Here is a 12,362-nt window from a genome sequence, read left to right on the forward strand (position 1 = left end):
TTCCCCTGACTAGAAGAATCTCCAACTGTAGGTTTAACTCTATAGAACTGATCTTAAGATTTAAAGCTTAAGGCTTAACTGCGTTACGAATAGCTTCTACCTCTGCGGTTTCCATCCCCATCGCATTATCCACTTTAACTTCTTTATTGATCAGCTTTTGCTTCACTTCTTCAACCTTGGCCTGAAGATCAGCCGGGAATACATTTTTATAAATATCATTCTCAGCAATACCTACACCATCATCTACAAAGCTCAATACATCACGTTTGCCCATTTCTAGCGTACCCTCTTGCAATCTCTTCACTGCACCTAGAATAGCCGTATCAATCTTTTTAATAGATGAAGTAACGATTAGATTTGCTTTTTCACTATCCGTATCGTTAATCAACATTGCCTGATCGGAGTCTACACCAATTGCATATTTTTTCTTCTCTTTAGCTGCGTCAAAGATCCCAAGACCTGTACCCCCAGCCACGTTAAAAATAACATCCACACCGGAGTTATATTGAATTAGAGACAGCTCCTTACCTTTTGCAGGGTTAACAAAATCACCAGCGTACGACACAGCCACTTTTACATCAGGATCAACGTACTGAGCACCTTGAATGTAACCGACCAAGAAAGCATTAATCCCCGGAATATCCATACCGCCGACAAACCCAATCACATTCTCAGGGGTAGCATTCGGCATATCCGATTGTGTAGCTAATGCTGCTACGGCACCTGCCAAGAAAGATACTTCATTTGTCGCATAAGACATGTTGTACATGTTATCTGGTGCTTCATCGATGTCGGTATCATAATTAATGAATTTTTTGTCTGGATACAATTCTGCCGTTGCATTAAACATCTCTGTAATTTCAGAACCGCCAGAAATAATTACATCCCAATCCTCGGAAGCGATATCGTTAAATGTAGGCTCCCATTTCGTTTTATCAACGCCCATTTCAACAACCTTTGTTACTGCACCAAGTTCATCCTTAACCTTTTGCAAGCCGTTATTAGCGGAATCAAAAAATGATTTATCCCCAAGTGTCCCCGGAATCAGCAATACAACCTTGAGTTTATCCCCTGCACCTGTTTCTCCGCCTTCGTCCGCTTTGGATCCAGTATTCGTTGAAGAACCATTATTGGACGTGTTATTCCCACATGCTGTGACCAGAACCATCACCATTAATAACAACAAAGAAAGAACTTTTTTATTCATTACTCTATTCCACCCCTAATTTTAGTTGGTTAGTAATCCGCAGAATCCCATCTTCACCCATTGTATAATTCACGGTTCAAATGGAAATTCTCTTTTTTCCAAATAAAGTATCATTAAAAGTAATAAACTTAACGTTTAGGCTCAAAAATAGCAATAAAAATACCATTATTATTAATAATCCGCTTTATTTCCGAACGAGATGGCCAGTCAGGTTGCGAACTTTCGGATTTATTGATACGATCATAACAAATATTATTAAAAATAATTATATGATTTCGGTCATTGTTTTGTACGATTCGGCTAAAACATAAGTATTGGAGGATCATCATGGATCGTGTTCTATATATTGTAAGTGCCACACATGAGCTAAATACTTATATCCCTCCACACCAGCATGAATGCTACGAACTAGTCTATTATTTACAGGGGGTAGGGACAACCAATGTTGGCCCACGAAGTTACCATTTTCGCTCCTCTTCTTTCGCGCTTGTGCCACCCAATCATAAACATGACGAGCACCACCGTGAGGATGCAAATGTATTATTTGTAGGCTTCCACTCAGAACACCCTAATATGAGTAATCTGCTCGGCGTATATGAAGATGATAAAGATCAGACCGTTCTTCAAATCCTGCTGCGAATGAAAGCAGAGTTTACACGCAAGCAAGACGGATTCTCTGAGCTTCTAAACCTACAAATGAGCGAGATTACCGTCCATCTTATGAGGCTTCTTAGTGCCTCTGGATATCAATCCCCAACAGAAGATCGAGTACAATATGTCCTTAATTATATGAATGAGCATTATCGCCATAAATTGTCCGTCGAAACACTATCAGAAATGTCCGGATATAGTTACGATCGTTTTCGCCATCTATTTAAAGAACGTTTCGGGTCTTCACCCCTGCGGTATTTGCTGTTAAAACGCCTGGATTATGCAAAATCTCTATTACGTCATACTCAGATGCAAATCTCTGAAGTATCTGCTGCTGCAGGTTTTGTGAACGATGCCCAATTCTGCAATATGTTCAAACGAGAAATAGGTCTTACCCCGCGAGCATTCCGCATTAATAATCAATCAGGTTAATCACTAATCAGATTAAAAAAAGCCGTTGAAATAGAGAAACTCTCTATTCAACGGCTTACTGCTGTAAACCCAAGGACATAAAGAAAAAGGTTTGTAAGATTGCTTATAAAAGCATTCTTACAAACCTTTTTAAGATACCGGCGAGAGGACTCGAACCTCCACGGTTTCCCACTCGATTTTGAGTCGAGCGCGTCTGCCATTCCGCCACGCCGGCACATATGAACTAAATGGAGGCGCCACCCAGATTTGAACTGGGGATAAAGCTTTTGCAGAGCTTTGCCTTACCACTTGGCTATGGCGCCATGAAAACTTGGAGCGGACGACGGGAATCGAACCCGCGACCCTCGCCTTGGCAAGGCGATGCTCTACCGCTGAGCCACGTCCGCATAAAATGGCTGGGGATATAGGATTCGAACCTATGAGTGACGGAGTCAAAGTCCGTTGCCTTACCGCTTGGCTAATCCCCAATAACATTTTAAAGTAAAATGGGGCGACTGATGGGTCTCGAACCCACGAATGCCGGAACCACAATCCGGTGCGTTAACCCCTTCGCCACAGTCGCCATATTAAGTTGATATTGTTGCCATTATTCATTTTAAAGTAAATGGGGCGGCCGATGGGTCTCGAACCCACGAATGCCGGAACCACAATCCGGTGCGTTAACCCCTTCGCCACGGCCGCCATATTAAACTTTAGAAAGAACTTGGCAGGGGCAGCAGGAATTGAACCCACACCAACGGTTTTGGAGACCGTTGTTCTACCTTTAAACTATGCCCCTAAAAACTGGTGGAGGATGATGGATTCGAACCACCGAACACTCACGTGAGCAGATTTACAGTCTGATGCGTTTGGCCACTTCGCTAATCCTCCAAGGATGGTGCCGGCGAGAGGACTTGAACCCCCAACCTACTGATTACAAGTCAGTTGCTCTACCAATTGAGCTACACCGGCATGGCACTCATTCTTTTGTGATGATAAATGGTGGCTCGGGACGGAATCGAACCGCCGACACGAGGATTTTCAGTCCTCTGCTCTACCGACTGAGCTACCGAGCCATGATGAAAATGGCGGAACCGACGGGATTCGAACCCGCGATCTCCTGCGTGACAGGCAGGCATGTTAGGCCAACTACACCACGGTTCCAAAAGATATAATTGCTTAAGTTAATTGGTTGCGGGGGCAGGATTTGAACCTGCGGCCTTCGGGTTATGAGCCCGACGAGCTACCGGGCTGCTCCACCCCGCGTCAGTAAGAAAGTGTTATGGTGGAGGCTGAGGGGATCGAACCCCCGACCCTCTGCTTGTAAGGCAGATGCTCTCCCAGCTGAGCTAAGCCTCCATAAACAACAATTGTTATTGTACCAAAGTCCACTAGGATAAATCAAGTGAAAATTTGGTGACCCGTATGGGATTCGAACCCATGTTACCTCCGTGAAAGGGAGGTGTCTTAACCCCTTGACCAACGGGCCATACTAATTAAAAATTTGTGGCGGAGAGAGAGGGATTCGAACCCTCGAGACGCTTGTGGCGCCTACACGATTTCCAATCGTGCTCCTTCGGCCAAACTCGGACACCTCTCCATATGGCTCCCCGAACAGGACTCGAACCTGTGACAACTCGATTAACAGTCGAGTGCTCTACCAACTGAGCTATCAGGGAATATTCATACCAGGCTTGATGCCTGAAAACTGAATCCGAAACGAATCTGCATTCTACGTATAGGATAAGCCCTCGACCGATTAGTATTGGTCAGCTCCATGCATTACTGCACTTCCACCTCCAACCTATCTACCTCGTCGTCTTCAAGGGGTCTTACTAATTGGGAAATCTCATCTTGAGGGGGGCTTCACGCTTAGATGCTTTCAGCGCTTATCCCGTCCGTACGTAGCTACCCAGCCATGCTCCTGGCGGAACAACTGGTGCACCAGCGGTACGTCCATCCCGGTCCTCTCGTACTAAGGACAGCTCCTCTCAAATTTCCTGCGCCCACGACAGATAGGGACCGAACTGTCTCACGACGTTCTGAACCCAGCTCGCGTACCGCTTTAATGGGCGAACAGCCCAACCCTTGGGACCTACTTCAGCCCCAGGATGCGATGAGCCGACATCGAGGTGCCAAACCTCCCCGTCGATGTGGACTCTTGGGGGAGATAAGCCTGTTATCCCCAGGGTAGCTTTTATCCGTTGAGCGATGGCCCTTCCATGCGGTACCACCGGATCACTAAGTCCGACTTTCGTCCCTGCTCGACTTGTAGGTCTCGCAGTCAAGCTCCCTTATGCCTTTGCACTCTGCGAATGATTTCCAACCATTCTGAGGGAACCTTGGAACGCCTCCGTTACTCTTTAGGAGGCGACCGCCCCAGTCAAACTGCCCGCCTGACACGGTCCCCGTACCCGGTAAGGGTACTAGGTTAGAACCTAGATACGATCAGGGTGGTATCCCAACGGCGCCTCCACCGAAGCTTGCGCTCCGATTTCTACGGCTCCCACCTATCCTGTACAGATCGTACCCAAATTCAATATCAAGCTGCAGTAAAGCTCCATGGGGTCTTTCCGTCTTGTCGCGGGTAACCTGCATCTTCACAGGTATTAAAATTTCACCGGATCTCTCGTTGAGACAGCGCCCAAGTCGTTACGCCATTCGTGCGGGTCAGAATTTACCTGACAAGGAATTTCGCTACCTTAGGACCGTTATAGTTACGGCCGCCGTTTACTGGGGCTTCGGTTCATAGCTTCGGGTTACCCCTAACCACTCCCCTTAACCTTCCAGCACCGGGCAGGCGTCAGCCCGTATACTTCGCCTTGCGGCTTCGCACAGACCTGTGTTTTTGCTAAACAGTCGCTTGGGCCTTTTCACTGCGGCCCCCTCGTGCTATTCACACTACCGGGGCACCCCTTCTCCCGAAGTTACGGGGTCATTTTGCCGAGTTCCTTAACGAGAGTTCTTCCGCGCGCCTTAGAATTCTCTTCTCGCCTACCTGTGTCGGTTTGCGGTACGGGCACCTTCTCCTGGCTAGAGGCTTTTCTTGGCAGTGTGAGATCATGACCTTCGCTACTATAATTTTCGCTCCCCATCACAGCCCAGCCTTAATGATGTGCGGATTTGCCTACACATCAGCCTCACTGCTTAGACGGACATCCATCAGTCCGCGTCACTACCCTCCTGCGTCACCCCATCGCTCATAGCGGATTACGGTGGTACAGTAATTTCAAACTGTTGTCCTTCGACTACGCCTTTCGGCCTCGCCTTAGGTCCCGACTTACCCTGAGCGGACGAGCCTTCCTCAGGAAACCTTGGGCTTTCGGCGGATCAGATTCTCACTGATCTTTTCGTTACTCATACCGGCATTCTCACTTGTGTAGTGTCCAGCGCTCTTTTCAGTACACCTTCAACCCCTACACAACGCTCCCCTACCCCAGATACATACGTATCTAGCCATAGCTTCGGTGGTGTGTTTAGCCCCGTTACATTTTCGGCGCAGAGTCACTCGACCAGTGAGCTATTACGCACTCTTTCAATGGTGGCTGCTTCTAAGCCAACATCCTGGTTGTCTGTGCAACTCCACATCCTTTCCCACTTAACACACACTTGGGGACCTTAGCTGATGGTCTGGGCTGTTTCCCTTTTGACAATGGATCTTAGCACTCACTGTCTGACTCCCGGCAATAAGTATATGGCATTCGGAGTTTGACTGAGCTTGGTAATCCTTGCGGACCCCGCACCCAATCAGTGCTCTACCTCCACTACTCTTATACCGAGGCTAGCCCTAAAGCTATTTCGGGGAGAACCAGCTATCTCCGAGTTCGATTGGAATTTCTCCGCTACCCCCACCTCATCCCCGCACTTTTCAACGTACGTGGGTTCGGGCCTCCAGTGCGTGTTACCGCACCTTCACCCTGGACAGGGGTAGATCACACGGTTTCGGGTCTACGTCCACATACTAATTCGCCCTATTCAGACTCGCTTTCGCTGCGGCTCCACCTTCTCGGCTTAACCTTGCATGTTAAACGTAACTCGCCGGTTCATTCTACAAAAGGCACGCCATCACCCATTAATAGGGCTCTGACTTTTTGTAAGCACACGGTTTCAGGTTCTATTTCACTCCCCTTCCGGGGTGCTTTTCACCTTTCCCTCACGGTACTGTTTCACTATCGGTCGCCAGGTAGTATTTAGCCTTAGCAGATGGTCCTGCTGGATTCATACGGGGTTTCACGTGCCCCGCACTACTCGGGATCCGTCTCGGAGAGAATACAGTTTAGGTTACAGGGCTTTTACCTCTATCGCGGGCCTTTCCAGACCTCTTCACCTACCATATTCCTTTGTAACTCCATGTGAGACGTCCCACAACCCCTAAGAGCAAGCTCTTAGGTTTAGGCTGTTCCGCGTTCGCTCGCCGCTACTGACGGAATCACTATTGTTTTCTCTTCCTCAGGGTACTTAGATGTTTCAGTTCCCCTGGTCTGCCTCTACATTTCCTATGTATTCAGAAATGAGTAACTGCGAATTACCACAGCTGGGTTTCCCCATTCGGACACCCCCGGATCAAAGCTTGCTTACAGCTCCCCGAGGCAGTTTCGTTGTTCGCCACGTCCTTCGTCGGCTCCTGGCGCCTAGGCATCCTCCGTGTGCTCTTATTAGCTTAACCTTGATTCTTCCGAAGAAAAATCTCACTAATAACATTTACTTGTTTACACAAGTTGCTAAAAGATGTTCTAAAACGCAAATTCGTTTCGGTATCCAGTTTTCAAGGATCAAGTCTTACTTGAGAGCTTAAACTCTCAAAACTGAGCAACGAGTGAGTAACAGGCCTAAACCTGAGTTTTGGAAGCTGAGCTTCCGATTTGAATGTTCTCATTGCAGAGAACGATTCTCCATAGAAAGGAGGTGATCCAGCCGCACCTTCCGATACGGCTACCTTGTTACGACTTCACCCCAATCATCTACCCCACCTTCGGCGGCTGGCTCCCTTGCGGGTTACCCCACCGACTTCGGGTGTTGTAAACTCTCGTGGTGTGACGGGCGGTGTGTACAAGACCCGGGAACGTATTCACCGCGGCATGCTGATCCGCGATTACTAGCAATTCCGACTTCATGCAGGCGAGTTGCAGCCTGCAATCCGAACTGAGACCGGCTTTGATGGGATTGGCTCCACCTCGCGGCTTCGCTTCCCGTTGTACCGGCCATTGTAGTACGTGTGTAGCCCAGGTCATAAGGGGCATGATGATTTGACGTCATCCCCACCTTCCTCCGGTTTGTCACCGGCAGTCACTCTAGAGTGCCCAGCATTACCTGCTGGCAACTAAAGTTAAGGGTTGCGCTCGTTGCGGGACTTAACCCAACATCTCACGACACGAGCTGACGACAACCATGCACCACCTGTCTCCTCTGTCCCGAAGGCCGCTGCTATCTCTAGCAGATTCAGAGGGATGTCAAGACCTGGTAAGGTTCTTCGCGTTGCTTCGAATTAAACCACATACTCCACTGCTTGTGCGGGTCCCCGTCAATTCCTTTGAGTTTCAGTCTTGCGACCGTACTCCCCAGGCGGAGTGCTTACTGTGTTAACTTCGGCACCAAGGGTATCGAAACCCCTAACACCTAGCACTCATCGTTTACGGCGTGGACTACCAGGGTATCTAATCCTGTTTGCTCCCCACGCTTTCGCGCCTCAGCGTCAGTTACAGCCCAGAAAGTCGCCTTCGCCACTGGTGTTCCTCCACATATCTACGCATTTCACCGCTACACGTGGAATTCCACTTTCCTCTTCTGTACTCAAGCCACCCAGTTTCCAGTGCGACCTCAGGTTGAGCCCAAGGTTTAAACACCAGACTTAAATAGCCGCCTGCGCGCGCTTTACGCCCAATAATTCCGGACAACGCTTGCCCCCTACGTATTACCGCGGCTGCTGGCACGTAGTTAGCCGGGGCTTTCTTCTCAGGTACCGTCACTCCGGTAGCAGTTACTCTACCGGACGTTCTTCCCTGGCAACAGAGCTTTACGATCCGAAAACCTTCATCACTCACGCGGCGTTGCTCCGTCAGGCTTTCGCCCATTGCGGAAGATTCCCTACTGCTGCCTCCCGTAGGAGTCTGGGCCGTGTCTCAGTCCCAGTGTGGCCGTTCACCCTCTCAGGTCGGCTACGCATCGTCGCCTTGGTGGGCCGTTACCCCACCAACTAGCTAATGCGCCGCAGGCCCATCCCTCAGTGACAGATTGCTCCGTCTTTCATTCTTCTCTCAGGAGAAAAAAGAAATTATCCGGTATTAGCTACCGTTTCCGGTAGTTATCCCAGTCTGAAGGGCAGGTTGCCTACGTGTTACTCACCCGTCCGCCGCTAAGTTATTTTGAAAGCAAGCTTTCAAAATAACTCCGCTCGACTTGCATGTATTAGGCACGCCGCCAGCGTTCGTCCTGAGCCAGGATCAAACTCTCCAATTAGTATTGAAAAGAGCGATATGCTCATTTTGAAACATCTGACGAGAAAATTAATTCTCTAATTTTGGATTTCACTTACGTGATTTCCTACTCACTCGTTGTTCAGTTTTCAAAGATCAAGCTGTTTATTTCGTCGATGTGTTGTTCAGCAGCGACCTTTATAATATATCACAGCGTCCTCGTTTTAGTCAACCTTTTTTTTAATTTCTTTTTTCGGTTGTCTTTCGAATGTTTTCGAAAGCACATCTCTGTGTCAGAGGGACGAGTTATAATTTAACACATGAACAAGGAAAGAGTCAACCATTAATTTTTCCGAATAAATATGAGCGTTTCATATTAGTAAACAAACAAAAAAGAGAGTGCTCAGCCTCTCCCTATCCTTGCTCATCTCTCTATAATTAAACATCTTCTACTGTATCTAATTTATCTCTATAATGTATAGCGGATCGCATGCCCTTCTCCCTCGTGAACATCAGCCCAAGATGTAATCTCTCGGATTAGCGAACGAGAAACCAGCTTTCGTAAAACAAGGGGTAGTTCAGACTCTAATTGACTCAGACCTGAATGCTGCAGTAATTCTTTAATGCTCCATGCTTCCTTACGGCTATTCAAAATATTAAAGAGCAATAGACAACAGTCCGTCATTTTGGACATAATCCCAAATTCACATGCAAGAAGCACAAGCTCCACACGTTGCTCTAAGGTCTCAGTACTGACCGTTAACTCCTCATAAAGTTTATGAACAGAGGTATTCATGCTTTTAACCTGCTCCCAAATAGCTGGCTCGGGGAAAGCACCCACTTCACTCACTTCTATTCTTGCCCAATGGTATAAGGCTATCAATACACAGTTGTAAGCATCCATAATAAAGCCAGCCTCTATATAGCGCTTGGATTTCACATACATATGCAAAAAGCGAGCAAACTCCATAAATGCGACCCGTTCCTTGATCGGTCCTTCAAATTGCAGTATCTCACGTCGCATTTCCTCTAGTATTCCCTTGGGGTCCCAGATCACTTCCCCCCTCATCAAACTGATAAGAAGTTCGTTATTATCCCCTGCCATAACAGCCTGCTCCAAAGCAAAAAGGCCAATATGGACTGACTGGGTCCGTTGGTCACCGGCAATGGTATGGCGAACAATATGCTCTCTATCCTGTTCTTCATGCAATACTAACACTACCATATCAAAATCTTGAAGAAGTGCGCTTTGAAACGGAATATCCCCATTCTGCCGCAAAACGACCGCTCCTAAAACATTCTCATCAAACGTTTCTCCACTCAACAAAGTTACATTGGACAGTTCCATGCTTCCCTCCATTAAATTTGGCGATTTTGCGTCCAGTCAGTTATAATTCAGTTATAATTATTATTCTACATATGAAAGACAGTTCCTTCTGGACAACCCAACTATATTTAGTTAGGAGCAAACACTCATGAAGTTTAAAACGGCTAAGATCAACGCTTTTCGCACATGGGGATTACTGCTCACAATGCTCGGAATGGGACTTATGGTTTTGGGTACAGCGGGCATCGTGTTTTGGGGCTCAACTGGAAAAGTATTCGCTGGAATCGGTCTTGTAATCGGTTTAATCTCAATGATGGCAAGTCTTGCAATCTATTTCTGGGCTGGGATGCTGTCAACTAGCGCAGTCCAACTGGAATGCCCTGAATGTCACAAGCTGACCAAAATGCTGGGCAAAACAGACCGCTGTATGTTCTGCCATACCATCCTTACTATGGATCCAGCTGAGGCCAATATTACTGCGGAACAACTTAAGAGTCAGCAGCTTAATCAATAAAACAAATCTTACAGAAGCTTATTACTAGCGATTTATAATGCAATCAAACATTTGCTTAATACAACAAAGGGGCTCCCAATATGGGGGCCCCTTTGTTTATTATGAATGAAATAATAATTACTTATGAATCCCTTGTAATGCCTCCCACGCAGACGGATTACTAAAGCTGCGATTCCATGAACCAATGCCACCAAGCCCTAAAGACTTAGCAAGCTCAACTCTAGCTTTTAAAGAAACTTTGTCTTCGATCCATATTTTTTTAAGAGCGCCATCTTCCTTATACTCAACGTAATTCTGCCCTGCTGCCTTATCAAAGGTCGGGGTCAGCTTCTTCTCTTTAATAATTTTTTCAACGGCATTCATACTAACCGATTTAGAGCTTACTTTGGTCTTGCCATCCACCTGGGCCTCAGTCCAGATTCTAGTGTACAGTGGAATCCCTAGAATCAGCTTCTCAGGCGGCACATCGTCTTCCTCTATGATCCGGCTTAACGAGCTTTCTACCCACGGCAGAGACGCAACAGAGCCTGCTACAGGACTAGCAGCCCAATGCTCGTCATAAGCCATAACAATAAGATAATCAACTACTGAATTAAGAGCTCTACGATCAAGGAATGCTGACCACATCTCACTGTTAGATTTAGGGGTTACGTCTATGGAGACGATTAAGTTTTTGGCTTGAGCCATAGGTTTTAGCTCTCGCATAAATTGTGTAACATTCTCCCCGTCTTTCGTATATACATTCTCAAAGTCAATATTAATTCCATCCAGCTTGTATAAATCTGAATACTCGAGGATCTGTACGATCGCGTTCATCCGCTTCTCATAGCTCGACAATGCCTCAGTGGTTATGTCTGGTTCAAAGCTATTGCTGAGCAGCCCCCATACTTCCAAACCGCGCTCATGGGCCCACTGCACATACGCACTATCAGCCTGACTGCGCACATTCCCATCACCATCTATGATACTGAACCAAGTCGGGCTAGCCACGTTAACGCCCGGAAGCTCACCGAATGTACTTGGGTCAGGTTTGCGTTGATAAACAGCTTCCCAATATAAATTCACTGACTTCCCTTTCCAGCTTCGTTCTGCCCGTGAGGGAGTGGTGCTTTTGGGTTCCACTGTCTTTTGACCGTCTGAGATAATATCACTGACCTTGGCATAACCCGCATAACCGCTGCTTAACTGCACATACAGCCAGTCCTCATTTTCCTTATTCCAAATACTCACGATGGCACCTGGGGACATATCGGCCACGATGGGTGCGTGAATCGACGCTTCGCTGCGAAGAGCGACTGTCTTATCACCTGCTTCACCTTTCACTTTCCCCAGCGGTACACTCTCCCCTGCTGTCATTAACAGCACAGCCCCGGTAGTCGTATCCTCTTGAATCTCAAACCCATACAGGTCTTCTAAAACATCCGCAGGAAGATAAGTTATCTTTTCCTTAACTTCAGGTGCCAGCCGCAGCTGCAGCGGACGATTGTTCAGACTAGCATTGGTTTTATCCTCTTGCATATATAGAAGTTCACTTTCCGTTGATAAGATGACCGATTTAGTCTTTTCTTCATAACGAATAGATGAGTCCACATGTTCCTGCAGTAATGGTAGAGGTAAAAGCATGCTATCACCGGTCCCTGAGGCGGAATATCCTGTTAGCTCTCCTTTTACGAAGATAGGATGTTCTAGGCCTTTCCAGTCTGGATCGATGTGCTGGCGATTTGGCAATACAAAAAACACAACCCAATAAGCTGCTGCCGCAATGAGCAAAAGTCCAAAAAAGCGTCGGAAAAGACCTCCGCGCTTTTTGACGCGTTTCTGTCTATATCTTCTGTCCAA

5 protein-coding genes, 16 tRNA genes and 2 rRNA genes are annotated in these 12,362 nt (G+C 47.2%); 2 read left to right on the forward strand and 21 right to left on the reverse strand.

All coding sequences use genetic code 11. The features are described from left to right. Positions 1 to 67 precede the first annotated feature (67 nt). Positions 68 to 1,207 carry a BMP family ABC transporter substrate-binding protein gene (locus MKY14_RS17595; RefSeq protein WP_076308848.1) on the reverse strand — a complete coding sequence of 380 codons (1,140 nt, stop codon included), beginning with the start codon at positions 1,205 to 1,207 and terminating at the stop codon, positions 68 to 70. Between the two features lie 327 nt (positions 1,208 to 1,534). Here MKY14_RS17595 and MKY14_RS17600 point away from each other — a divergent pair, with 327 nt between their 5' ends. Next, positions 1,535 to 2,290 carry an AraC family transcriptional regulator gene (locus tag MKY14_RS17600; RefSeq protein WP_076130295.1) on the forward strand — a complete coding sequence of 252 codons (756 nt, stop codon included), beginning with the start codon at positions 1,535 to 1,537 and terminating at the stop codon, positions 2,288 to 2,290. A gap of 135 nt (positions 2,291 to 2,425) precedes the next feature. On the opposite strand, the gene MKY14_RS17605 is transcribed toward MKY14_RS17600, so the two are convergent. From MKY14_RS17605 to MKY14_RS17695, 19 genes are all read right to left on the reverse strand, one after another. Further along, a tRNA-Leu gene (locus MKY14_RS17605) sits at positions 2,426 to 2,504 on the reverse strand. A gap of 14 nt (positions 2,505 to 2,518) precedes the next feature. Further along, positions 2,519 to 2,592: transfer RNA gene (locus MKY14_RS17610), tRNA-Cys, on the reverse strand. 9 nt (positions 2,593 to 2,601) lie between these two features. Further along, positions 2,602 to 2,676 (reverse strand) — tRNA-Gly (locus tag MKY14_RS17615). Between the two features lie 6 nt (positions 2,677 to 2,682). Beyond that, positions 2,683 to 2,757, reverse strand: a tRNA-Gln gene (locus tag MKY14_RS17620). A gap of 19 nt (positions 2,758 to 2,776) precedes the next feature. Next, a tRNA-His gene (locus tag MKY14_RS17625) sits at positions 2,777 to 2,852 on the reverse strand. A gap of 43 nt (positions 2,853 to 2,895) precedes the next feature. Continuing rightward, positions 2,896 to 2,971, reverse strand: a tRNA-His gene (locus tag MKY14_RS17630). A gap of 23 nt (positions 2,972 to 2,994) precedes the next feature. Further along, positions 2,995 to 3,068 (reverse strand) — tRNA-Trp (locus tag MKY14_RS17635). A gap of 6 nt (positions 3,069 to 3,074) precedes the next feature. Continuing rightward, positions 3,075 to 3,160: transfer RNA gene (locus MKY14_RS17640), tRNA-Tyr, on the reverse strand. A gap of 5 nt (positions 3,161 to 3,165) precedes the next feature. Beyond that, positions 3,166 to 3,241: transfer RNA gene (locus tag MKY14_RS17645), tRNA-Thr, on the reverse strand. A gap of 28 nt (positions 3,242 to 3,269) precedes the next feature. Continuing rightward, positions 3,270 to 3,345 (reverse strand) — tRNA-Phe (locus MKY14_RS17650). A gap of 10 nt (positions 3,346 to 3,355) precedes the next feature. Next, positions 3,356 to 3,433: transfer RNA gene (locus MKY14_RS17655), tRNA-Asp, on the reverse strand. Positions 3,434 to 3,458: 25 nt separating this feature from the next. Continuing rightward, positions 3,459 to 3,535: transfer RNA gene (locus MKY14_RS17660), tRNA-Met, on the reverse strand. A 17-nt stretch (positions 3,536 to 3,552) separates the two neighbouring features. After that, positions 3,553 to 3,628 (reverse strand) — tRNA-Val (locus MKY14_RS17665). A gap of 55 nt (positions 3,629 to 3,683) precedes the next feature. Then, a tRNA-Glu gene (locus tag MKY14_RS17670) sits at positions 3,684 to 3,758 on the reverse strand. 18 nt (positions 3,759 to 3,776) lie between these two features. After that, a tRNA-Ser gene (locus tag MKY14_RS17675) sits at positions 3,777 to 3,869 on the reverse strand. Between the two features lie 3 nt (positions 3,870 to 3,872). Further along, positions 3,873 to 3,948: transfer RNA gene (locus tag MKY14_RS17680), tRNA-Asn, on the reverse strand. A gap of 60 nt (positions 3,949 to 4,008) precedes the next feature. Then, positions 4,009 to 6,935 (reverse strand): 23S ribosomal RNA (locus tag MKY14_RS17685). A 232-nt stretch (positions 6,936 to 7,167) separates the two neighbouring features. Then, a 16S ribosomal RNA gene (locus MKY14_RS17690) occupies positions 7,168 to 8,725 on the reverse strand. The 16S and 23S rRNA genes sit together here with 16 tRNA genes alongside, the layout of an rRNA operon. A 426-nt stretch (positions 8,726 to 9,151) precedes the next feature. After that, complete coding sequence (locus MKY14_RS17695; RefSeq protein ID WP_076128632.1) at positions 9,152 to 10,030, reverse strand: nucleotidyltransferase-like protein; 879 nt, start codon at positions 10,028 to 10,030, stop codon at positions 9,152 to 9,154. A 127-nt stretch (positions 10,031 to 10,157) separates the two neighbouring features. Between MKY14_RS17695 and MKY14_RS17700 the strand changes: the two genes are divergently transcribed. Then, positions 10,158 to 10,523, forward strand: a complete 366-nt coding sequence (locus tag MKY14_RS17700; RefSeq protein ID WP_036680151.1) for a DUF2614 family zinc ribbon-containing protein — start codon at positions 10,158 to 10,160, stop codon at positions 10,521 to 10,523. A gap of 117 nt (positions 10,524 to 10,640) precedes the next feature. On the opposite strand, the gene MKY14_RS17705 is transcribed toward MKY14_RS17700, so the two are convergent. Continuing rightward, positions 10,641 to 12,362: a glycosyl hydrolase family 18 protein gene (locus MKY14_RS17705; RefSeq protein ID WP_340976984.1), complete on the reverse strand. Its 1,722-nt coding sequence runs from the start codon at positions 12,360 to 12,362 to the stop codon at positions 10,641 to 10,643.

Source organism: Paenibacillus sp. FSL R5-0887 (assembly GCF_038002305.1).
In the GTDB taxonomy this organism is placed as follows: Bacteria; Bacillota; Bacilli; order Paenibacillales; family Paenibacillaceae; genus Paenibacillus_AQ; species Paenibacillus_AQ odorifer.

Excerpts from the sequence above, each read along its gene's own strand:
- MKY14_RS17595 (WP_076308848.1), bottom strand. The coding sequence starts at position 1,207 with ATGAATAAAAAAGTTCTTTCTTTGTTGTTATTAATGGTGATGGTTCTG.
- MKY14_RS17600 (WP_076130295.1), top strand. The coding sequence starts at position 1,535 with ATGGATCGTGTTCTATATATTGTAAGTGCCACACATGAGCTAAATACT.
- MKY14_RS17695 (WP_076128632.1), bottom strand. The coding sequence starts at position 10,030 with ATGGAACTGTCCAATGTAACTTTGTTGAGTGGAGAAACGTTTGATGAG.
- MKY14_RS17700 (WP_036680151.1), top strand. The coding sequence starts at position 10,158 with ATGAAGTTTAAAACGGCTAAGATCAACGCTTTTCGCACATGGGGATTA.